General features: G+C 72.0%; 18 protein-coding genes. 13 read left to right on the top strand and 5 right to left on the bottom strand.

The window, feature by feature from the left end; translation table 11 throughout:
• The first annotated feature begins 29 nt into the window (after window positions 1–29).
• Genes JWP64_RS04760 through JWP64_RS04750 form a run of 3 tightly spaced genes read left to right on the top strand, consistent with a single transcriptional unit; the run spans window position 30 to window position 2,850 of the window.
• Window positions 30–668, top strand: coding sequence for a nitroreductase family protein (locus JWP64_RS04760; protein ID WP_297492693.1), 639 nt, complete (start codon window positions 30–32; stop codon window positions 666–668).
• Window positions 665–2,227: a class I adenylate-forming enzyme family protein gene (locus JWP64_RS04755; protein ID WP_297492691.1), complete on the top strand. Its 1,563-nt coding sequence runs from the start codon at window positions 665–667 to the stop codon at window positions 2,225–2,227. The genes JWP64_RS04760 and JWP64_RS04755 overlap by 4 nt, the downstream gene beginning before the upstream one ends.
• The gene (locus tag JWP64_RS04750; protein WP_297492689.1) at window positions 2,224–2,850 is read left to right on the top strand and encodes a TetR/AcrR family transcriptional regulator; all 627 of its coding nucleotides are present in this window, start codon (window positions 2,224–2,226) and stop codon (window positions 2,848–2,850) included. Before JWP64_RS04755 ends, JWP64_RS04750 begins: the two co-directional genes overlap by 4 nt.
• A 169-nt stretch (window positions 2,851–3,019) precedes the next feature.
• On the opposite strand, the gene JWP64_RS04745 is transcribed toward JWP64_RS04750, so the two are convergent.
• Window positions 3,020–7,801 (bottom strand): ATP-dependent helicase, encoded by a 4,782-nt coding sequence (locus JWP64_RS04745; RefSeq protein WP_297492686.1) that lies wholly within the window; start codon window positions 7,799–7,801, stop codon window positions 3,020–3,022.
• Window positions 7,789–8,718, bottom strand: a complete 930-nt coding sequence (locus tag JWP64_RS04740; RefSeq protein ID WP_297492684.1) for a DMT family transporter — start codon at window positions 8,716–8,718, stop codon at window positions 7,789–7,791. The genes JWP64_RS04745 and JWP64_RS04740 overlap by 13 nt, the downstream gene beginning before the upstream one ends.
• A 56-nt stretch (window positions 8,719–8,774) precedes the next feature.
• Here JWP64_RS04740 and JWP64_RS04735 point away from each other — a divergent pair, with 56 nt between their 5' ends.
• A complete protein-coding gene (locus JWP64_RS04735) occupies window positions 8,775–9,341 on the top strand; it encodes a TetR/AcrR family transcriptional regulator (protein ID WP_297492681.1) in 567 nt (188 codons plus the stop codon).
• A 4-nt stretch (window positions 9,342–9,345) separates the two neighbouring features.
• Here the strand turns inward: JWP64_RS04735 and JWP64_RS04730 are convergent, their stop codons facing one another.
• A complete protein-coding gene (locus tag JWP64_RS04730; RefSeq protein ID WP_297492678.1) occupies window positions 9,346–9,498 on the bottom strand; it encodes a hypothetical protein in 153 nt (50 codons plus the stop codon).
• Window positions 9,499–9,557: 59 nt separating this feature from the next.
• Between JWP64_RS04730 and JWP64_RS04725 the strand changes: the two genes are divergently transcribed.
• The 3 genes from JWP64_RS04725 (at window position 9,558) to JWP64_RS31380 (ending at window position 12,416) form a co-directional block, all read left to right on the top strand.
• Window positions 9,558–9,770 (top strand): DUF3046 domain-containing protein, encoded by a 213-nt coding sequence (locus JWP64_RS04725; protein WP_297492676.1) that lies wholly within the window; start codon window positions 9,558–9,560, stop codon window positions 9,768–9,770.
• Window positions 9,771–10,023: 253 nt separating this feature from the next.
• Entirely contained in the window at window positions 10,024–11,076 is a 1,053-nt protein-coding gene (recA, locus tag JWP64_RS04720) for a recombinase RecA (protein WP_297492673.1), read from the top strand.
• Between the two features lie 2 nt (window positions 11,077–11,078).
• Window positions 11,079–12,416 (top strand): regulatory protein RecX, encoded by a 1,338-nt coding sequence (locus tag JWP64_RS31380; protein WP_366889396.1) that lies wholly within the window; start codon window positions 11,079–11,081, stop codon window positions 12,414–12,416.
• Window positions 12,417–12,581: 165 nt separating this feature from the next.
• Here the strand turns inward: JWP64_RS31380 and JWP64_RS04710 are convergent, their stop codons facing one another.
• A complete protein-coding gene (locus JWP64_RS04710) occupies window positions 12,582–13,520 on the bottom strand; it encodes a LysR substrate-binding domain-containing protein (RefSeq protein WP_297492671.1) in 939 nt (312 codons plus the stop codon).
• Between the two features lie 77 nt (window positions 13,521–13,597).
• Here JWP64_RS04710 and JWP64_RS04705 point away from each other — a divergent pair, with 77 nt between their 5' ends.
• The 6 genes from JWP64_RS04705 (at window position 13,598) to JWP64_RS04680 (ending at window position 20,830) form a co-directional block, all read left to right on the top strand.
• Complete coding sequence (locus JWP64_RS04705) at window positions 13,598–14,332, top strand: succinate dehydrogenase cytochrome b subunit (RefSeq protein ID WP_297492668.1); 735 nt, start codon at window positions 13,598–13,600, stop codon at window positions 14,330–14,332.
• Between the two features lies 1 nt (window position 14,333).
• Window positions 14,334–16,277 (top strand): fumarate reductase/succinate dehydrogenase flavoprotein subunit, encoded by a 1,944-nt coding sequence (locus JWP64_RS04700; RefSeq protein WP_297492665.1) that lies wholly within the window; start codon window positions 14,334–14,336, stop codon window positions 16,275–16,277.
• Window positions 16,274–17,032 carry a succinate dehydrogenase/fumarate reductase iron-sulfur subunit gene (locus JWP64_RS04695; protein WP_297492663.1) on the top strand — a complete coding sequence of 253 codons (759 nt, stop codon included), beginning with the start codon at window positions 16,274–16,276 and terminating at the stop codon, window positions 17,030–17,032. The genes JWP64_RS04700 and JWP64_RS04695 overlap by 4 nt, the downstream gene beginning before the upstream one ends.
• 228 nt (window positions 17,033–17,260) lie before the next feature.
• On the top strand, window positions 17,261–18,076 hold the full coding sequence (locus tag JWP64_RS04690) for a hypothetical protein (protein WP_297492661.1): 816 nt from the start codon (window positions 17,261–17,263) through the stop codon (window positions 18,074–18,076).
• Between the two features lie 5 nt (window positions 18,077–18,081).
• The gene (locus JWP64_RS04685; RefSeq protein ID WP_297492658.1) at window positions 18,082–20,007 is read left to right on the top strand and encodes a fumarate reductase/succinate dehydrogenase flavoprotein subunit; all 1,926 of its coding nucleotides are present in this window, start codon (window positions 18,082–18,084) and stop codon (window positions 20,005–20,007) included.
• 73 nt (window positions 20,008–20,080) lie between these two features.
• Window positions 20,081–20,830, top strand: a complete 750-nt coding sequence (locus tag JWP64_RS04680) for a succinate dehydrogenase/fumarate reductase iron-sulfur subunit (protein WP_297492655.1) — start codon at window positions 20,081–20,083, stop codon at window positions 20,828–20,830.
• A gap of 200 nt (window positions 20,831–21,030) precedes the next feature.
• On the opposite strand, the gene JWP64_RS04675 is transcribed toward JWP64_RS04680, so the two are convergent.
• The gene (locus tag JWP64_RS04675) at window positions 21,031–21,345 is read right to left on the bottom strand and encodes a hypothetical protein (RefSeq protein WP_297492653.1); all 315 of its coding nucleotides are present in this window, start codon (window positions 21,343–21,345) and stop codon (window positions 21,031–21,033) included.
• Between the last annotated feature and the right edge of the window lie 200 nt (window positions 21,346–21,545).

Here is a 21,545-nt window from a genome sequence, read left to right as displayed (position 1 = left end):
CCGCCGACAGGTGAGAGCGGGAAACAGCAATGGAGCTGACCGAGGCGATGCGGACCACCGGCACCTGCCGGTACTTCAGCCCGGACCCGGTGCCGGACGACGTGCTGCACCGCGCCTTCGACACCGCCCGGTTCGGCCCGCAGGGCGGGAACCGGCAGCCGGTGCGGTGGATCGTCGTGCGGGACGCGGCGCGCAAGCAGGCGCTCGCGGACCTGTACCTGCCGCCGTGGAAGGCCTACCTCGCAGGGATCGGCATCGGAGACGTCGCGGTCGGCGCGCTGCCGAAGACCGTCGCGGACGCGGACCACTTCGCCGAGCACCTGGCCGAGGCACCCGCGATCGTCGTGGTGTGCGCGGAGATCGACGGCCTGCACCCGACCGACAACGAGCTCGGCCGGCTGTCCGTGGTGGGCGGCGCCTCGATCTACCCGGTCATGCAGAACCTCTGCCTCGCGCTGCGCGACCAGGGTGTCGCCTCGGCCGTGACGACGCTGCTGTGCCACTCGGAGCCCGAGGTCAAGAAGCTCCTGGACATCCCGGACGGCGTGATCACCGCGGCCCACGTCGCGATCGGCTACCCGGCGAAGGGGTTCCCGCGCCGGCTCAGCCGCGCCGCCGTCGAGGACACCGTGTCGCTGGACTCGTACACGACCCCGCTCTTCGCATGACCGGCCTCGCCGGCCCGTCGGAGCTGGCGGAGCAGTACCGGACCCCGCTCGGCCGGGCCACGATCGGCGACCAGCTGCGCCGGCACGCGCGGACGAAGCCCGCCGCCGTCGCCGTCGTCGGCCACGCTCCGGACGGGACCCGGACGGCCACGACCTACGCCCAGCTCGACGCCCGGGCCAACCGGTTCGCGCACGTCCTGCGCGGGCTCGGGGTCGGGCGGGGCGACGTCGTGGCGTCGATGGCCCGGAACTCGGTCGACGTCGTCGCGGCGTACTACGGCGTGCTCAAGCTCGGGGCCGCGTTCACCGGGGTGAGCCCGATGTACCGCGCGCCCGAGGTCGGGCACCAGCTCGGGCACGCCGAGCCGCGGGTGGTGCTGGTCGACGAGGAATTCCGCGAGGTCGTCGGCGTCGTCCTGCCGGACGGCACACGGCTGCTGACCTATCCCGAGATCGACGCGCTGCTGGCCGAGGCCCTGGACACCGAGCCGGAGGCGGACGTCGACGAGCACGACGTCGCGATGATCGTCTACACCTCCGGGACGGAGGCCGCGCCCAAGGGCGTGCTGATCCCGCACCGCAACTACCTGATCTCCACCGCGCCGGCCTGGAGCTGGGGCCTGCGGACCGGCCCCGACGACACCTGGCTGTTCGTCATGCCGTTCCACACGATCGCCGGGCTCGGCTCGATAACCACGCTGACCCTGATGGGCGCCACGCTGGTCCTCCCGGCGACGACCGACCCCGCGCGCTCGCTGGAGATCATCGCGGGGGAGCGGGTCACCGTGATCGCGCAGACGCCGACGTTCTACCTGGCCCTGGCCGCGCAGAAGGCGTTCGGGACGGACTCGGTCGGGACGGTGCGCCGCTGCCTGACCTACGGGGGTCAGGTCGCCCCGCACGCCGTCTCCTCCTGGGCGGCCGCGGCGCCGGACGCGGTGTGGGGCACGTACTGGGGCCAGTCCGAGCTCGCGCAGCTCGGTTCGGTCGGCTGGTTCCGCACGCTCGACGACGTCCCGGACCGGGACCCGTCCTGGATCGGCACCCCGGTGACGCACCTCGAGATCAAGGTCGTCGACGCCGACGGCCGGGAGGCCGAGATCGGCGAGCTGCTCTGCCGTTCGCCGTCGGTGATGCTCGGCTACCACCGCGACCCCGAGCGGACCGCCGAGGTGCTGGCCGACGGCTGGGTGCACACCGGGGACATGGTGCGGATCGACGCCGCGGGCAACCTGTTCTTCCACGACCGGGCCAAGGACATGATCAAGACCGGTGGGATGAACGTGTCGTCCCAGGAGGTCGAACGGGTGCTGCACGCCCACCCGGACGTGCTGCGGGCCGCCGTCGTCGGGCTGCCGGACGAGTACTGGTCCGAGGCCGTCACCGGGTTCGTGATCCCGCGGCAGGGATGCGCCCCGGATCCGGCGGGGATCGTCGCCTTCTGCCGGGAGCACCTGGCCGGGTACAAGACCCCGAAGGCCGTGCACGTCGTCGCGGAGCTGCCGGTGGACCCGCAGGGGAAGATCCTCAAACGGGAGCTGCGGAAGAGCGGCGGATGAGCACGCCCGCCGCCGCCGTGCCCCTCTCCCGGGACGCGCGGACCCGGCTGCGCCGGGAGGAGATCGTGACGGCCTCCGCCCGGATCTTCGCCGAGCACGGCTACGCGGGCGTCGGGATGCGGCAGATCGCGGACGCCGTCGGGATCCGCGGGGCGAGCCTCTACCACCACTTCCCGGCCAAGGAGGAGATCCTCTACGCGATCTGCCTGACCGTCACCCGGGAACCGAACGAGGAGAACCTCCCGCTTCTCGACGCCGCGGGCACGCCCGCCCGGCGGCTGGCGACGCTCGTGCGTGCCCACCTGCGCCACCTCGCCCGGCGGCGGGTCGAGCACCTCGTCGCGCTGCACGAGCTGGCGTCGCTCACGGCCGCGCACCGCGCCGAGATCGACGGCTACCGGCGCCACTACCAGCGCCGGGTGCGGGACGTGGTCGCGGCCGGGATGCGCGCGGGGGAGTTCGGCGTGCCGGACGCGCAGCTCGCCGCCTTCGGCCTCTGCGACATGCTCAACGGCTTCAGCAACTGGTTCGTCGAGGGCCGGGAGCTGGAGCTCTCCGACGTCGTCGAGGGGTACGTCGAGCTGATCGTGGGCCGGATGCTGGGCGCGACCGGGCCGCTCTGAGTCGGCCGGGCGGCTCGGGGCCGGCCGGGCCGGCTGGGCCGCTCTCGGCCACCGGGCCGGCCGGGCCGCTCGGTCCCGACGGGGCGACCGGGCCGCACTGAGCCGACCGCGTCGCACCGGGTCGACGGGGCCGCGCCGGGCCGCTCCGGGTCGACGGGGCCGCGCCGGGTCAGGCGCGCAACCGCAGCCCCTTGGGGGTGACCCGGAAGCCCGCCTCGGTGAGCACGTCCGCGAGCTCCGAGCCGAGCGACCCGACCCCGTCCGCGCGCTCGACCGCCAGGGATCCGAGCCAGCCCTCGTGCACCGCCCCGGCCAAGGCCTGCGCCGCCGCGGCGAGCTCGTCGCGTTCGGTGGTGAAGGACAGCAGGGACCGCCCGCCGCGCTCCACGTAGAGCGCCGGAGCCCCCTCGACCAGCACGACCAGCGCCCCGGCCTTGCGTCCGGGCCGGTGCTTGGAATCCCCGACCGTGTCCGGCCACGCGAGCGCCGCGCCGTAGGGCTGGGCGGGATCGGCGGCAGCCAGGACGACCCGGGACAGGCCCGCGCCTCCTGCGGATCCGCCCGGCCCGGCGCCCGCCGCGCGCAGCCCGCCGAAACCGTCGTCGGCCCGGCCACGGTCGCCGTTTCCCGGGCCGACCGGTGCCCCGTCCGGTCGGGACATCGCCCGGAGCCGGTCGATCGCGCCCGGCACCGCGAACTGCGCCGCCCCGAGCCCCTCGACGACGTAACCCCGTCGGGCCCGCCCGGAGTCCTCCATCGCGCGCAGCACCCGGTAGACCGCGGCGAACCCGCCGGTGACCCGCTCGGTGCCGAGCGCCCCGCGGGTGAGCACGCCGTGCCGCTCGAGGAACGCCTCCGCGCGGGCGTGCGCCCGGCGCGTCGGATCGGGTTCGCGCTCGACGGCCAGCGCCCACCGGCCGCCGACCGACGGCGGACCGCTCCGGCTCGGCATCGACGGACGCCCGGCCCGGAGCTGCGCGTAGCGCCCGCGGCCCGCCGTCCGCCGGGTCCGGTGCGCAGGCCCGCCTCCGGACCGCACACCGCCGCCGAGCCGCCCGCGCAGCGGGCCGAGAGTGTCGTTGCTCAGCAGTCCCGCCCAGACCAGGTCCCAGATCGCGGTGACCACGGCGTCGTCCGTGGGCCCGGGCTCCTCCTGTTCGACGAGCGCCTGCCCCGCCCGGTCCGCGAGCTCGCGGAAGAACAACGCCCCACCGCCGACGGGGGGCGCGTCGAGATCCGGCCGGCCCAGGGCCGCGAGCACCGCGCGGTGCAGCGGCGTCCCCGCGACCTCGGGGTCCGGCTCGGGCAGCAGTAGGTCGGCGACGTCCGTGGGCGCCACGGCCAGCCAGCCGTCGCTACCGGCCAGCGGACCGCACCCGGTCCAGGTGACCTCGCCGGCCGCCGTCAGCTCGTCGAGCAGCGCGGGCGTGTAGCCCGGCAGCCGGGCGGGCAGGATCAGCGACTCCAGCGCACTCGCCGGCAGCGGGGCCCCGGCCAGCTGCTCGACGACGCCGAGAACGTCCTCTGCTCCCGGCGCCCGCCGCATCCGGCCGCGCCGCTCGCCCGCGGCGCCGGTCTGCACGCCCTGCCAGGCCGGCAGGAACCGGCCGAGCGCCCGCTGCTCGACGGGCTCGACCTCGGCCCGCAGCCGGGCGAGGGAGGCCCGCCGCAGGCGGCGCAGCACCTCGGCGTCGCAGTACTCGGTGGCACCGTCCGCGCCGCCCGCGGCCTGGGGCCGCAGCTCGCCCCGGACGAGGCGGCCCGTGCCGGTGAGCCGGTCCAGCACGCCGGACACCACCGCGACGCCGAGCCCGAACCGCGCTGCGCACCCGGCCGGGGTGAACGGACCGTGCGTGCGGGCGTAGCGGAGCACGAGATCCCCGAGCGGGTCGGCGACCGGCTCGGTGAACGCCTCCGGCACCCCGACGGGCAGGGCCGCGCCGAGCGCGTCCCGGACCCGGCCCGCGTCCTCGATCGCGATGAACCGTTCCTCACCCGCGATCCGGACCCGCAGCGCCCGGCGGGCGGTCTCCAGCTCTGTGAACCAGCCGGGCTGCACGCCGCGCGCCAGCCCCTCGGCCTCGGTGAGGTCGCCGAGGAAGCGCAGCAGGTCCGCGGCGCCCTCGGCGTTCCGAGCGCGCCGGTCCTCCGCCGTGCGCTGCAGGGACGCCTCGACCTCGGCGAGCACCTCGGGATCCAGCAGCTCACGGATCGCCTCGGAACCGAGCAGCTCGGCGAGCAGCGTGGAGTCCAGTGACAGGGCGGCGGCACGGCGCTCGGCCAGCGGCGCGTCCATCTCGTAGAGGAACATCCCCACGTAGCCGAACAGCAGGCTCCGGGCGAACGGCGACGGCGCGGGCGTCGCGATCTCGACCACCTTCACCTTCCGCGAGCCCACGTCGCTCATCAGCTCGCGCAGGCCGGGCAGGTCGTAGACGTCCTGCACGCACTCCCGCATCGCCTCGAGGGTGATCGGGAACTGCTCGTACTTCCCGGCCACGGTCAGCAGCTGCGCCGAACGCTGCCGCTGCTGCCACAACGGGCTCCGGCGTTTCGGGTCACGCCGGGGGAGCAGCAGCGCCCGGGCCGCGCACTCCCGGAACCGGGATGCGAACAGCGACGACCCGCCGAGCTCCGCGACGACGATCTGCTCCACCTCGGCCGGGTCCAACAGCACGTCCTCGGCCGTGGGCACGACCTCGCCGCCGTTCTCGTCGAGCGCGTCCGGCAACCGCAGGACGATCCCGTCGTCGGCGCTCGCCGCCTGCACCTCCACCCCGCGCCGCTCCCGCATCCGGGCGGCGATCGCGAGCGCCCACGGCCCGTTGACCTGGGCACCGAAGGGGGAGTGCACGACGAGGCGCCAGTCGCCCAGCTCGTCCCGGAACCGCTCCACCAGGATCGTCCGGTCGCTCGGCACGTGACGCGTGGCGTCCCGTTGTTCGTGCAGGTAGGCGAGCAGGTTGTCGGTGGCCCACTCGTCCAGGCCGGCGGTGGTCGCCCGGGCGCGGGCGTCCTCCTCGCCGAGCGCGGACATCTCCCGGACGAACGCGCCGACCGCTCGGCCCAGCTCCAGCGGCCGCCCGATCGACTCGCCCTTCCAGAACGGCATCCGCGCGGGCACGCCGGGCGCGGGCGTGACGATCACGCGGTCGTGGGTGATGTCCTCGACCCGCCAGCTCGACGTGCCCAGCAGGAAGGTGTCCCCGACCCGGGACTCGTAGACCATCTCCTCGTCCAGCTCGCCGACCCGGGAGCCGGCGCCGTCCGCACCGCCGGGCGTCATCACCGTGAAGAGTCCGCGGTCCGGGATCGTGCCCCCCGAGGTGACCGCCAGCCGTTGCGCACCGGGGCGCCCCTGCAGCTGGTCAGTGACCCGGTCCCAGGTGATGCGGGCGCGCAGCTCGCCGAACTCCTCCGACGGGTAGCGACCGGCAAGCATGTCCAGCACCGAGTGCAGGGCGGAGTCCGGCAGCGCCGCGAACGGAGCGGCCCGCCGGATCACCGCGGCCAGGTCCGACAGCTGCCAGGGCTCCAGCGCGACCATGGCGACGATGTGCTGCGCCAGGACGTCGAGCGGGTTGCGCGGGTACCGCAGCGCCTCGATCGAGCCGGACGTCATCCGTTCCGCGACGACGGCGCAGGACACGAGGTCCCCGCGGAACTTGGGGAACACGACGCCCTTGGACACCGCGCCGACCTGGTGGCCGGCGCGGCCGACCCGCTGCAGCCCGGAGGCCACGCTCGGCGGTGCCTCGACCTGCACGACGAGATCGACGGCGCCCATGTCGATGCCCAGCTCGAGGCTGGACGTCGCGACGACGCAGGGGAGGAGCCCCGACTTGAGCTCCTCCTCGACCAGCGTCCGCTGCTCCCGCGACATCGAGCCGTGGTGGGCCTTCGCAACGGTCGGTGGTGCCCCGCCGCCCACGCCGGACTGCCCGATCGCCTCGGCCGGGAACGCGTCGAGCGCGACGGGCTCCGCACCCTCGGCGGCGTCCTCGGCCGCCAGCTCGTTCAGCTTCGCCGTGAGCCGCTCCGCGAGCCGCCGGGAGTTCGAGAAGACGATCGTGGAACGGTGCTGTCGCACCAGGTCCAGCAGCCGCCGTTCGACCGCCGGCCAGATCGACGGGCGCTGCGCCGTGCCGGCCGCGGACCCCACGACCTCCTCGTCCGCACTGCCCGGCGCGGGCCGCTCGTCGAGTGCCGCGAGGTCCGGCACGGGCACCTGCACCTGCACCTCGATGGTCTTCGGGGTCTTCGGCTGGACCACCTCGACCGGGCGGGCGCCGGACAGGAACGTGGACACCTCGTCCAGCGGGCGGACCGTCGCGGACAGGCCGATTCGCTGGGCGGGACCGTCCGGCAGCAGCTCGTCGAGCCGCTCCAGCGAGACGGCCAGGTGCGCGCCGCGCTTGGTCCCGACGACGGCGTGCACCTCGTCGAGGATCACCGTGCGGACGCCGCGCAGGGACTCCCGCGCCGCCGACGTGAGGAGCAGGAACAACGACTCCGGCGTCGTCACCAGGACGTCCGGCGGGGTGCGGGCGAACCGGCGCCGCTCGTCCGCCGGGGTGTCCCCGGTGCGCATGCCGAGCGTGATGTCCGGGACCGGCTCGCCGAGGCGCTGCGCCGCCTGCCGGATGCCGGTGAGAGGCGAGCGGAGGTTGCGCTGCACATCGACCGCGAGGGCCTTCAGCGGTGAGACGTAGAGGACGCGGCAGCGGTGCTGCTTGTCCTCCGGCGGTGGCTCGGTGGCGAGACGGTCCAGCGCCCAGAGGAACGCGGCGAGCGTCTTGCCGGAGCCCGTCGGGGCCACGACCAGCGCGTTCCGCCCTGCCTGCGCCGCGGACCAGGCCCCCTCCTGGGCGGGCGTGGGCGCGGCGAACGCACCCCGGAACCAGTCCTGGGTGGCAGGGGAGAAACCGTCGAGCGCCGTCACGTGCCCCATGATGCGCCGGGGGTCCGACAGTTTGCGCCGTGAGCCGGCTCCGCGGTCCGTCGCCGCGGCGTCCCCAGCACCAGCCAGACGCCGAGGGCGCACAGTGCGAGACCGGGTGCGGCCAGCACCACCGGGACCTCGCCGAACATCACGAACGTCCAGGCCATCGTGGTCGGTGGCGTGAGGTAGAGCAGCGTGCTGACCCGCGTCGCGCCGCTCCGGCGCAGGACGAGCAGGTAGGAGCCGTAGCCGCCGAACGAGGACAGCACGACCACCCAGGCGATCGCGCCCCAGAACCCCGGGTCGGCCGGTGGTGCCACGTCCCCGGCGCCCACGGCGACCGCGCCGAACAGCACGGCGGCGATGCTCGTCTGCAGGGTCACCGCCACGAGCGGGCTCTCGGGCGGCCGCAGCCGCCCTTGCAGGAGTGTCCCCGCGGACAGCGCCAGCATCCCGCCGACGGGAAGCACGAAGGCCCACCACGGGGCGTCGCCCGGCCCGAGGTCGCCCGCGACCACCAGACCGACGCCGACGAGCCCGCCGGCCAGCCCGATCCGCTGCCGCGGGGTCGTGTGCTCGCCGAGGACCGGCCCGGCCGCCGTCGCGACGACCAGCGGCTGCAGCGCCGCGACCAACGCCGCCGTGCCCGCGGGGACCCCGAGCCCGACGCCGGTGACGACGCCGCCGAGGTAGAGGACCTGGCTCAGCGATCCCAGCAGGCCCTGCCGCCCGATCGCGCCCCGTGGGATCCGCGTCCGCCGGACGAGCGTGACCAGCCACAGCACCGCCGCCGCGATCGCGTAGCGCCAGGCCAGGAGGGTGTCCGCGACGGTGAACCGGGTGCCGAGCTCCGCCCCGACGAAACCCGAGCTCCACAGCACGACGAACGCCGTCGAGACGGCGAGGTTGCTGCGTCCTCTGCTCATGGGAGCGAGATAACCACACCGGTCGGTATACTCGCAGTGGAGTCGAGGGAGGAATCATGGTCGAGGTTCTCGAGCCGCTCACGCCCGCAGGCGAACGCCTGGCCACCGCGGCGGCGGAGCTGTTCTACCGGCGCGGGATCCGGGCGGTGGGTGTGGAGCTGATCGCCGAGGTCGCCGGCACCACCAAGAAGACGCTGTACGACCGGTTCGGCTCGAAGGACGCTCTCGTCGCGCTCTACCTGCGGCGCCGCGCCGTCCGCTGGCAGGAGTTCCTGCGCGGCCACCTCGAGGCCGTTCCCGCGGGTCGGGAGCGGCTGCTCGCGGTGTTCGACGCTCTCGACGCCTGGCTGCGCGAGCAGGATCGCGGCTGCGCCTTCGTCAACGCCTACGCCGAGATCGGCGGCACGGACCATCCCGGCGTACCGGTGATCCGCGCGGAGAAGGACTGGATGCGGGAGTGCCTCACGTCGCTGGCGGCCGAGGCCGGGTTCGCCGAGCCGGGGCGGGTCGGCGGCGCGCTGCACGTGCTGTACGAGGGCGCCACCGTCATTGCGACGGCCGGCGGCCGGTCGGACGCCCCGGCGGAGGCGCGGCGAGCCGCCTCCCGGCTCCTGGGGTCGTGACGGATCACCGTCGCCGGTTCTGAACCCACCACCGGATCAGCATGACCAGGGCCGACAGGAGGGCCAGGCCGACGACGACCTGTCCGAGCGGGGACGAGAAACCCGTCGGATCTCCCTGGACGAGGCCCAGGGGGACGAGGGTCGATGGATCGGGCATATCGGTCACCGTACCCACGCCCGGGGCCGTGTGGCGGCGACGTGACTACCCTCGGTCCGGTGCGACTGAGCCACTTCCGGGAGTTGATGGAGGGCGAGTTCGGGGCCGCGCGCGCCGGATCCCTCGCCCGTGACCACGTGTTCGCCGAGCTCGGCGGGCGGACGGCCGAGCAGGCCATCGAGGCGGGCATCGACCCGAAGAACGCGTGGCGGGCGATCTGCGACGCCTACGACGTCCCGCCCGCGCGCCGGCTGGGCGCCGACGACAGGTAGGCCCGGTCCGCCCGGGAGGGGCCCGCTCGGACGGTCGCGCCGCTCGGCGCGGCAGGATAGCCGATGAGCGTGTCGATGCCCATATCGAACACGTGTTCGTATAGTGTGGTGTCCACACGGCGCTGAAGTTGTCCACAGCCGGGACGTGGGCACCGGAATTGTCGGGGGTACCCAATACGGTTCTCGTGTGGCTCTCCGCAAGTCGTCAACACCGTCAACCCAGTCCCGCACCCCGAGCGAGCGAGGTACTCAGATGAGCACTCCAGACCGCGAGAAGGCGCTCCAGCTCGCCCTCGCCCAGATCGAGAAGAACCACGGCAAGGGCTCCGTGATGCGCCTCGGAGACGACACGCGTCCGCCGATCGGCGTCATCCCCACCGGCTCGATCGCGCTGGACGTCGCGCTCGGGGTGGGCGGTTTTCCGCGTGGCCGCGTCGTGGAGATCTACGGCCCGGAGTCCAGCGGTAAGACCACGGTCGCGCTGCACGCCGTGGCCAGCGCCCAGGCCGCGGGCGGCGTCGCCGCCTTCATCGACGCCGAGCACGCGCTGGATCCGGAGTACGCGAAGGCCCTCGGCGTCGACACGGACAACCTGCTGGTCTCGCAGCCGGACACCGGCGAGCAGGCGCTGGAGATCGCGGACATGCTGATCCGTTCCGGCGCCCTGGACATCATCGTGATCGACTCGGTGGCGGCCCTCGTGCCCCGCGCCGAGATCGAGGGCGAGATGGGCGACAGCCACGTCGGCCTGCAGGCCCGGCTCATGAGCCAGGCGCTGCGGAAGATCACCGGTGCGCTGAGCACGTCCGGCACCACGATGATCTTCATCAACCCGCTGCGCGAGAAGATCGGCGTGATGTTCGGCTCCCCGGAGACCACGACGGGCGGCAAGGCGCTGAAGTTCTACGCGTCGGTCCGCCTGGACATCCGCCGCATCGAGACGCTGAAGGACGGCACCGAGATGGTCGGCAGCCGCACCCGCGTCAAGGTCGTGAAGAACAAGGTGGCCCCGCCGTTCAAGCAGGCGGAGTTCGACGTGCTCTACGGCGTCGGCATCAGCCGCGAGGGCTCGCTGATCGACGTCGGCGTCGAGCAGGGGATCATCCGCAAGTCCGGCGCCTGGTACACGTACGAGGGCGACCAGATGGGACAGGGCAAGGAGAACGCCCGCAAGTTCCTGAAGGAGAACCCGGACGTCGCCGCCGAGGTCGAGAAGCGGATCAAGGAGAAGCTCGGGATCGGCGCCGTGCTCGACGCCGACGCCGACGCCCCGGCCGAGCCGCTGCCCGCCCCGGTCGACTTCTGACGGTGTCCCGCTCGCACGACGGTTCCCCGGACGGTCCGGAGGCGGACCGGTCCCGGCCGGAGGGGATCCGCCCGGTCGACGAGACCCGGCCCGCCGAGGGCCGGGTACGCCGGGAACCGCCGCGGGTCCTCGGGTTCGAGGCATTCGATCCCGAGGAGAGGCCCCGCGAGGTCGAGACGCTGGATTTCGAGTCCTTCGCCGGCCGCCCGGCCGGCGAGCAGGCCGAGCAGCGGGTCATGGACTTCGAGGACTTCGGCTCCGGCGGCTCCGGGCGCGAGTACCGGATCGCGGAGTTCGACGAGGCCGGCGCGCCGCGCGAAGCCGTGCCGATCATGCAGATCGGTGACCCGGGTACCGGTGAGCTCGGCCCGCCCGCACCCCCGGGCCGGGTCGCGTCCCTGGACGGCCTGCGCGCCAGGGTCTCCCGGGCGGAACGCTCCGGACCGCGGGGCGGGCCGCTGGAGCCTGATCGCAGGGGTGCACGCCGCTCGGGAAGTGGCGTCGCGCGCGGCCGTTCCCTCTTCGTTGACCCGGCCACGGATCCCGGGCCTGGAGCGGACCGCGACGGCGGCGTCGGGCAGGCGCCGGACGCAGACGCAATCGGTCAGGAGCCGGGCGCACGACCTCGCCGTGGCCGCGCCGGTGATGCCGGGCCGCGGCCGGACCGCGGAACTCGACGCCCACGCGGGCCTCGCTCCGACGGGTCCGCCGCGGAAGGCCCCGAGAACGACTCCCTCGCCGACGTCACGGGCGACGACGGGCGGGCGGAAGCGCGGCGCACCGGACGCACGAGCGGCCGGGGGAGGGCCGGCACGGTCGCCCCCGAGGCCGATCCCGAGGCCGCGGCCAAGGAGATCTGTCTGAACCTGCTCGAGTACCGCGCCCGTACTCGGCAGGAGCTGGCCCAGGCCCTGCGGAAGAAGGACATTCCGGACGCGGTGTCGAACCGGGTCCTCGAACGGTTCGACGAGGTCGGCCTCATCGACGACGAGGCCTTCGCCGGGCAGTGGGTCCGCTCCCGCCACCGGCAACAAGGCCTCGGCCGCCGGGCGCTGGCCGTCGAGCTGCAGCGCAAGGGCGTCGCGAAGGAGGTCGCGGAGGAGGCCCTCGCCGAGGTCGACACCGAGTCCGAGGAGCTCCGCGCCCGCCAGCTGGTGGACAAGCGCCTCCGCTCCATGACCATCGCCTCCCCGGACGACCGGGCGAAGGCCGGCCGCCGGCTCATCGGGATGCTCGCGCGCAAGGGCTACCAGCCCGGCGTCGTCTACGGCGTGGTCCGAGAGGCCCTCACCGCCCACGGCGCCGAGGACGACGAACTCGGCCCCGCCGACCTCGACTGAACCGCGCACGGTCGACCGGGACAGCGCGCCACGCACGCCGTCCGCCCCCACGCGCGCGGTCGACCGCGAGCATCGCGCAGAATCGCGCGCGTCGCACTGCTCCCCGCCGCCGCGCGGGCCCGCGCGGCGGCGGCAGCGTCCCGGCGCCGCGCACCGAATCGCCGCCTACCCCTCCGGCCGGTGCAGCACATGCACGTCCGCCGACAGGCCGCCGGTCGGCCCGATCTCCCCGATGAACCCCAACAGCGTGTCCGTGAAGGCCTGGGTCGCCTGGGTGGGCGCGATGTCCGCCCGCCGCGCGAGCGCCACCGTCCGGTAGAGCGGCGGCGTCAGCACGGTCCGCCGCAACCGGGGCCGGCCCGCGAACACCAGGTCCGGCACCACCGCCACCCCGGTCCCCGCCTCCACGAGCCGCAGTACCGCGTCCATCTCGCCGCCCTCGACGGCGAACTTCGGCGTCACCCCCGCCTCCCGGTAGGCGTTCAGTGTGACCTCGCGCAGGTCGTAGCCCTGGCGGACCATCACCAGTGGCCGCCGGGACAGCTCCGCCACGGTCATCGACCCCCGGCTCGACGGCGGCTTCCCGGAGCGCGGCGAGGCCACGGACAGGCGTTCGCGCATCAACGGCAGGGTGTGCAGCGCGGGGTCGATCCCCGACGGCGGGACGATCACCAGCGCCACGTCGATCGCGCCCCGGACGAGGTCGCGCACGAGGGACTGCGAGCCGTTCTCCGCCAGTTCGAGGTGGATCTCCGGATGGCGCTCGTGGAAGAGCCGCAGCGCGTCCGCGATGACGCCGATGCACAACGACGGCGTCGCGCCGACCCGCACCCGGCCGCTGCGAAGCCCGACGATCTCCGCCACGGACGTACGGGCGGCGTCCATGTCGGCGAGCATCCGGCGGGCGAGTGGCAGCACCGCCTCACCCGCCGGGGTCAGCGTCACGGCCTTCCCCCGGTTCACCAGGGGTGCGCCCAGATCGTCCTCCAGGGACCTCAACTGCCTGCTCAGTGTGGGCTGGGCGACACCGACGAGATCGGCCGCCCGAGTGAAGCTGCGCACGTCGGCGACCGCGACGAAGTACGCAAGCTGCTGAAGTGTCACGTGTATAGCGTACGTGCATCGATCGTGCCGTCGTGATGCATTGGACGGCCGCCGATCTGAGTAGTGCACTTCGTGTCGTGGCGACACAGGTGTCTACTAAGGGTGCGGCCGGCAAGCCGTCGACCCCCAAGCCCCCGGCGGCCAGACGGCCTCTCCTCCCGGCGGTACTGCTCAAGTTCGTGATCGCGGCCAGCAGCGTGCTGCTGGTCCTCTACCTCGTCGTGCACATGCTCGGCAACCTGCAGATCTTCTTCGGCCCCGAGAACATCGACGGCTACGCGGTCTGGATCCGGACGATCTTGGCGCCCCTCCTGGGCAACGAGGGCTTCGTCTGGGTGATCCGGATCGTCCTGACGCTGGCGGTGGTCGGGCACATCTGGGCCGCGACGCTGCTGGCGCTGCGGGCGAAGAAGGCGCGCCCGGTCAAGTACGCGGCCGGCAACAAGGTGAAGGGCAGCTACACGACCCGCACCATGCGCTGGGGCGGCGTGATCGTGCTGCTCTTCATCATCTACCACATCCTGGATCTGACGACCGGCACGCTGAACCCGAACGGCGAGCACCTCGCGGTGTGGGACAACGTCCACGCGGACTTCGCGCCGGACCGCTGGTACGTGACGATCTGGTACGTCGTCGCCCTGCTCGCGATCTTCTTCCACCTTAGGCACGGCCTGTGGAGCGCCACCCAGACCTTCGGGTGGTCGTCGAACCGCCGGGAGCCCATCCTGAAGGCGATCGCCACCGCGTTCTCGGGACTGCTGGTCCTGGGCTTCCTGATCGTCCCGATCTCCGTCACGTTCGGATGGATCTGATATGAGCTTCTCGGACTACACCGTCGGCGCGCCGGTCGTCGACAAGGCCGCCCCGGACGGACCCATCGAGACCCGGTGGGAGCGTCGTAAGTTCGGCGTCAAGCTGGTCAACCCGGCCAACAAGCGCAAGGTCAAGATCATCGTCGTCGGTACCGGCCTGGCCGGGGGCGCGGCGGCGGCGACCCTGGGTGAGGCCGGCTACCACGTCTCGTCGTTCTGCTACCAGGACAGCCCGCGTCGCGCGCACTCGATCGCCGCGCAGGGTGGCATCAACGCCGCGAAGAACTACCGCAACGACGGCGACAGCGTCTACCGGCTCTTCTACGACACCGTGAAGGGCGGGGACTTCCGCGCCCGGGAGTCGAACGTCCACCGGCTCGCCGAGGTCAGCCGGCAGATCATCGACCAGTGCGTCGCCCAGGGCGTTCCGTTCGCCCGCGAGTACGGCGGCCTGCTGGACACCCGTTCGTTCGGTGGCGTGCAGGTCTCCCGCACCTTCTACGCCCGCGGCCAGACGGGCCAGCAGCTGCTGCTCGGCGCCTACCAGGCCCTCGAGCGCCAGATCCACGCGGGCACCGTGGACATGTACCAGCGGCACGAGATGCTCGAGCTGATCATCGTCGAGGGCAAGGCCCGCGGCATCGTCGCGCGGGACATGGTCACCGGCGAGATCTCCACGCACCTCGCGGACGCGGTCGTCCTGGCGACCGGTGGCTACGGCAACGTCTTTTACCTCTCGACGAACGCCAAGGGCTGCAACGTCACGGCCAACTGGCGCGCGCACCGCAAGGGCGCCCTGTTCGCGAACCCCTGCTTCACCCAGATCCACCCGACCTGCATCCCGGTCTCCGGCGACCACCAGTCGAAGCTGACCCTGATGTCGGAGTCGCTCCGCAACGACGGCCGTGTCTGGGTGCCGAAGCGCCTCGGCGACGACCGCAACCCGAACCAGATCCCCGAGGACGAGCGGGACTACTTCCTGGAGCGGAAGTACCCGTCGTTCGGCAACCTCGTGCCCCGCGACATCGCGAGCCGCGCGGCCAAGGAGGTCTGCGACGAGGAGCGCGGCGTCGGCCCGACGGGTCTCGGCGTCTACCTGGACTTCGCGGACGCGATCGCCCGTCTCGGCCGCCCGGCGGTCGAGGCCAAGTACGGCAACCTCTTCGAGATGTACGAGCGCATCACGGGGGAGAACCCCTACGACGTGCCGATGCGCATCTTCCCGGCCGTGCACTACACGATGGGCGGGCTGTGGGTCGACTACGACCTGCAGAGCACCATCCCCGGCATGTACGTCGCCGGCGAGGCGAACTTCTCGGACCACGGCGCCAACCGCCTCGGCGCCTCCGCGCTGATGCAGGGCCTGTCCGACGGCTACTTCGTGCTGCCGGTGACGATCGGGGACTACCTCGCGTCGAACAAGCTGCCCGAGGTCGCCCCGGACGCCCCCGAGGTGCTCGAGGCCGTCAACTCGGTGAACGAGCGGATCGACACGTTGCTCTCGATCAACGGCACGCGCACGGTGGACTCCTTCCACCGCGAGCTCGGCCAGATCATGTGGGACTACTGCGGCATGGAGCGTACCGAGGAGGGGCTGCGCAAGGCGCTCGACCTCATCCCCGAGCTGCGCCGCGAGTTCTGGAACAACGTGAAGATCCCGGGCACAGGCGCGGAGCTCAACCAGAGCCTGGAGAAGGCCGGCCGCGTGGCGGACTTCCTCGAGCTCGGCGAGCTCATGTGCCTCGACGCGCTGCACCGCCGCGAGTCCTGCGGCGGCCACTTCCGCGCCGAGAGCCAGACCGAGGACGGCGAGGCCGCCCGTGACGACGAGAACTTCGCCTACGCGGCGGCCTGGGAGTACACCGGCCGCGGCGAGTCCCCGGTGCTGCACAAGGAAGAACTGAACTTCGAGTACGTCCACCCCACCCAGCGGAGCTACAAGTGAGACTCAACCTGCGCGTCTGGCGGCAGAAGGACCTCGCCGACAAGGGTCGGATGGTCGACTACAGCGTCGAGGACGCCTCCGAGGACATGTCGTTCCTCGAGCTGATCGACGTACTCAACGAGAAGCTCATCCTGCAGGGTGAGGACCCGGTCGCGTTCGACCACGACTGCCGTGAGGGCATCTGCGGCGCGTGCAGCATGGTGATCGACGGCCAGCCGCACGGCCCGCAGAAGGCCACCACGACCTGCCAGCTGCACGTGCGGCAGTTCAGCGACGGCGACACGATCACCGTCGAGCCCTTCCGCGCCGGGGCCTTCCCGGTGATCAAGGACCTGGTCGTCGACCGCAACGCGTTCGACAAGATCATCCAGGCGGGTGGCTACATCTCGGCCAACACCGGCTCGGCCCCCGAGGCGCACTCCACCCCCGTGCCGAAGGCCGCCGCGGACCGCTCGTTCGCCGCGGCGAACTGCATCGGGTGCGGCGCGTGCGTCGCGGCCTGCCCGAACGGCTCGGCGTCGCTCTTCCTGGGAGCCAAGCTGACCCACCTCGGTGAGATGCCGCAGGGGCAGCCGGAGCGCTACGACCGTGTCGTCAACATGGTCGAGACGCACGACGACGCCGGCTTCGGCGGGTGCACCAACACGGGCGCGTGCGCGACGGCGTGCCCGAAGGAGATCCCGCTGGACGTGATCAGCCAGCTGAACAAGGACTACCTCGCGGCCACGGTCCGGGGCAAGCGCCGCAAGGCCTGAGCGCACCGGCACCAGGCCCGCAACGACGAGCCCGACCCCCACGAGGGGCCGGCTCGTCGTCGTGCGCGACGCGTCCGGGCGCTCTGTGACTCCCGTCTCGTCCCCGCGATTTGTTCCCGACCTGACGCGCCCACCCTGTGAGCTGCGTCGTACTCTCCCTGTGATCCGCACGACACGGCGCAGTGTCCCGTACACCGTCGTGTCCGACACAGATGAGGACTCAACGACGTGTCATCCACCACAGCGACGTCCGGCTCGGCCACGGCCGCGGGCCGGGCTCAGATCGCGGCGCGGACCCTCCGCACGGACCGGTGGTGGTTACCACCGCTGCTCAACATCGTCGGGCTCGGCGCGTGGGTCGTCTACGCGACGGTGCGCGCGTTCATGCAGAACTGGTACTTCGTCCCCGAGTACAACTACCTGACCCCGTTCTACTCGCCGTGCGTGTCGAACGGCTGCGTGGAGCAGGCGGCCCACTTCGGCCGCTTCCTGCCCGACGTCTGGTGGCTGCCCTACGCGGCGATCTCGCTGCCGTTCCTGCTGCTCTTCCGGCTGACCTGCTACTACTACCGCAAGGCCTACTACCGGGCGTTCTGGGCGTCGCCGCCCGCGTGCGCGGTGGCCGAACCGCACAAGAAGTACACGGGGGAGACCCGCTTCCCGCTGCTCTTCCAGAACCTGCACCGGTACTTCTTCTACATCGCGGCGCTGATCTCGCTGGTCAACACCTACGACGCGGTGCAGTCCTTCATCAAGGCCGACGGCGGGTTCGGCCTCGGCCTGGGCAACATCATCCTGGTCGCGAACGTGGTGCTGCTCTGGCTCTACACCGCGTCCTGCCACTCGTGCCGCAGCATCATCGGCGGCCGGCTCAACCACTTCTCGAAGCATCCGGTGCGCTACCGGGCCTGGACCCAGGTCACGAAGCTCAACGGCAAGCACATGCAGCTGGCCTGGGCCACGCTCGCGAGCCTGGCCATCACGGACGCCTACATCATGGCCGTCTCGGCCGGCTGGATCTCCGACCTGCGGATCGTGGGGTGAACGGCATGCCAGACAACGACATGAGCGCCGAGAACGTCGAGACGTACGAGTACGACGTCGTCGTGATCGGGGCGGGCGGCGCCGGCCTGCGGGCGGCGATCGAGGCCCGGATGCAGGGCAAGCGGACGGCGATCATCTCGAAGTCGCTGTTCGGCAAGGCACACACCGTGATGGCCGAGGGCGGCTGCGCGGCGTCGATGGGCAACGCCAACCCGAACGACAACTGGCAGGTCCACTACCGGGACACCATGCGCGGCGGGAAGTTCCTCAACAACTGGCGGATGGCCGAGCTGCACGCCAAGGAGGCGCCGGACCGAGTCTGGGAGCTGGAGACCTACGGCGCGCTTTTCGACCGCACACCGGACGGCAAGATCAGCCAGCGGAACTTCGGCGGGCACACGTACCCGCGGCTCGCGCACGTCGGCGACCGGACCGGCCTGGAGCTGATCCGCACGCTGCAGCAGAAGATCGTCTCGTTGCAGCAGGACGACTTCAAGGAGACCGGGGACTACGAGTCCCACATCCGGGTCTTCCACGAGTGCACGATCACCGAGCTCTTCACCACCGGCGGCGCGATCTCCGGTTGCTTCGGCTACTTCCGCAACACCGGCAGCTTCGTCCGGTTCGACACCGCCGCGATCGTCATGGCGACGGGCGGGGTCGGCAAGAGCTACCAGGTCACGTCGAACTCCTGGGAGTACACCGGCGACGGCCACGCCCTGGCGCTGCGCGCCGGCGCCACCCTGATCAACATGGAGTTCCTGCAGTTCCACCCGACGGGCATGGTCTGGCCGCCTTCGGTGAAGGGCATCCTCGTCACGGAGTCCGTCCGCGGTGACGGCGGCGTGCTGCGGAACTCCGAGGGCAAGCGGTTCATGTTCGAGTACGTGCCGGACGTGTTCAAGGAGCAGTACGCCACCTCCGAGGAGGAGGGCGACCGCTGGTACACCGACCCGGACAACAACCGCCGCCCGCCGGAGCTGCTGCCACGTGACGAGGTCGCGCGGGCGATCAACTCCGAGGTCAAGGCCGGCCGGGGGAGCCCGCACGGCGGGGTGTTCCTGGACATCGCCTCGCGCAAGACGCCCGAGGAGATCCTCAAGCGGCTGCCGTCGATGTACCACCAGTTCAAGGAGCTGGCGGACGTCGACATCACAAAGGAGCCGATGGAGGTCGGCCCCACCTGCCACTACGTGATGGGCGGGATCGAGGTCGAGCCGGACACCGGGATGGCGACGGTGCCGGGTCTGTTCGCCGCGGGGGAGTGCTCCGGCGGCATGCACGGCTCGAACCGGCTCGGCGGCAACTCGCTGTCCGACCTGCTGGTCTTCGGCCGGCGGTGCGGGCTGAGCGCGGCGGAGTACGTCGACTCGCTGGGGACCCGGCCGCAGGTCACGGCCGACGACCTGAACGCCGCCGTCGAGCGGGCCCTGCTGCCGTTCTCGAGTGCCACCGACGGCGGGGAGAACCCGTTCGTCGTCCACCTGGAACTGCAGAAGACGATGCACGAGCTCGTCGGGATCATCCGCAAGGAAGACGAGATGGAGATGGCGCTCAAGAAGCTCCAGGACATCGCGACGCGGACCCGGACCGTCAGCGTGGAGGGGCACCGGGAGTTCAACCCGGGCTGGCACCTCGCGCTGGACCTGCGGAACATGCTGCTCGTCTCGCTGTGCGTGGCGAAGGCGGCGCTGGAGCGGCAGGAGAGCCGCGGCGGGCACACCCGGGACGACTTCCCGGTGATGGACTCGGGCTGGCGCCACGTCCTGCTGGTCTGCTCCGCGCTCGGCGAGGACAACGTGGAGCTGACGCGCAAGGAGCAGATCCCGATGCGGCCGGAGCTGTTCGACCTGTTCGAGCTCGACGAGCTGAAGAAGTACTACACCGGCGAGGAGCTCGGCGGGCACCGAGCTGGGGGAGCTGACTCATGAGCGAGCGTGCGAGCTCATCATTCAACACAGCGTCCCGGCGAAGCCGGGCGACGAGCATCAGCGAGGAGCTCGGATGAGCCACTGGCAGCACTTCCGCGTGTGGCGCGGGGACTCCGAGAAGGGCGAGCTCGTCGACTACCCGGCGGAGGTGAACGAGGGCGAGGTCGTCCTGGACATCATCCACCGGCTCCAGCAGACCGAGGCCCAGGACCTCGCCGTCCGCTGGAACTGTAAGGCCGGCAAGTGCGGCTCCTGCAGCGTGGAGATCAACGGCAAGCCCCGGCTGGCATGCATGACGCGGATGTCGACCTTCGACGACGACGAGGTCGTCACCGTGACGCCGATGCGGACGTTCCCGGTGATCCGGGACCTCGTGACCGACGTGTCGTTCAACTACACCAAGGCCCGGGAGGTCCCGGCGTTCGCGCCGCCGGCCGGTGTCGCACCCGGTGAGTACCGGATGCAGCAGGTCGACGTGGAGCGGAGCCAGGAGTTCCGCAAGTGCATCGAGTGCTACCTGTGCCAGAACACCTGCCATGTCGTGCGGGACCACGAGGAGAACAAGCAGAACTTCGCCGGTCCGCGCTACCTGATGCGGATCGCCGAGCTGGACATGCACCCGCTGGACACGGCGGACCGGCAGGTCGCGGCGCAGGAGGAGCACGGCCTCGGATACTGCAACATCACCAAGTGCTGCACCGAGGTCTGTCCGGAGCACATCAAGATCACGGACAACGCGCTGATCCCGCTGAAGGAGCGGGTGGTGGACCGGAAGTACGACCCGGTCGTCTGGCTCGGCAACAAGCTGTTCCGCCGCAACTGACCCTGTGCGCGTGGAACCTCGCTAGAACGAGGTTCCGCGCGCACAACCGTCGGTGACCTGGGAACGACCGGCCGCGGGATGTTCGCGCAGCTCGGCCGGGGTTGTGCGTGCGCAGCCTCGTTCTAGCGAGGCTGCGCACGCACAGGGCGACGGGCGTGCGGTCCGCGCACAGGTGCCGGAGGCGCGCCGGCGCCGAGGCGCTAGAGGCCGAGGGACTTGCGGATCTCCGCGAGCTTGTCCTTGCCCTTCTGCTCCCGCTCCTCGAACTTCTCGTCGGCGGTGCGGGCAGCCTCGGTGTCCCCGGTGAGCTCCTGCCAGCCCAGGGCAGTCGCGTGCCGGCCCTCGATCTTGTCCCGGACGTAGTCCAGGCTCGGGGTGCCGTGCTCGTCGTAGTCCGGTGCCGGGCCTGCGGGCAGCGGCGCGTCCTCGATCGGCACGGGTACCGGCGTCGGGACAGGTGCCGCGGACGCCGTGGGTTCCTCGGGCGTGGGTGGGGTGCTGGTCGGCTCGCTCATCGGTGCTCCCGCCTGCGTCGGAGCCACCCACGGTAACGGAACCCGACGGCCGACCGATGATACTCAAGTTTGAGTCCGGTCTACAGCCTGTCCGAAGAGCCCGATCCCCAGGAGGACCTCCGTCCCGCAGGAGTTCACGGGCGAGCAGGGGTTCATCTCCGTCACCGGAGCGCGCGAGAACAACCTCCGGAACGTCGCCG

The organism is Pseudonocardia sp., assembly GCF_025465255.1.
In the GTDB taxonomy this organism is placed as follows: Bacteria; Actinomycetota; Actinomycetes; order Mycobacteriales; family Pseudonocardiaceae; genus Pseudonocardia.
This window is presented reverse-complemented; position numbering and strand designations above follow the sequence as displayed.

Coding starts and splice junctions, on each gene's coding strand:
- JWP64_RS04760 (WP_297492693.1), top strand. CDS start 30: ATGGAGCTGACCGAGGCGATGCGGACCACCGGCACCTGCCGGTACTTC.
- JWP64_RS04755 (WP_297492691.1), top strand. CDS start 665: ATGACCGGCCTCGCCGGCCCGTCGGAGCTGGCGGAGCAGTACCGGACC.
- JWP64_RS04750 (WP_297492689.1), top strand. CDS start 2,224: ATGAGCACGCCCGCCGCCGCCGTGCCCCTCTCCCGGGACGCGCGGACC.
- JWP64_RS04745 (WP_297492686.1), bottom strand. CDS start 7,801: ATGGGGCACGTGACGGCGCTCGACGGTTTCTCCCCTGCCACCCAGGAC.
- JWP64_RS04740 (WP_297492684.1), bottom strand. CDS start 8,718: ATGAGCAGAGGACGCAGCAACCTCGCCGTCTCGACGGCGTTCGTCGTG.
- JWP64_RS04735 (WP_297492681.1), top strand. CDS start 8,775: ATGGTCGAGGTTCTCGAGCCGCTCACGCCCGCAGGCGAACGCCTGGCC.
- JWP64_RS04730 (WP_297492678.1), bottom strand. CDS start 9,498: ATGCCCGATCCATCGACCCTCGTCCCCCTGGGCCTCGTCCAGGGAGAT.
- recA (WP_297492673.1), top strand. CDS start 10,024: ATGAGCACTCCAGACCGCGAGAAGGCGCTCCAGCTCGCCCTCGCCCAG.
- JWP64_RS04700 (WP_297492665.1), top strand. CDS start 14,334: ATGAGCTTCTCGGACTACACCGTCGGCGCGCCGGTCGTCGACAAGGCC.
- JWP64_RS04685 (WP_297492658.1), top strand. CDS start 18,082: ATGCCAGACAACGACATGAGCGCCGAGAACGTCGAGACGTACGAGTAC.
- JWP64_RS04680 (WP_297492655.1), top strand. CDS start 20,081: ATGAGCCACTGGCAGCACTTCCGCGTGTGGCGCGGGGACTCCGAGAAG.
- JWP64_RS04675 (WP_297492653.1), bottom strand. CDS start 21,345: ATGAGCGAGCCGACCAGCACCCCACCCACGCCCGAGGAACCCACGGCG.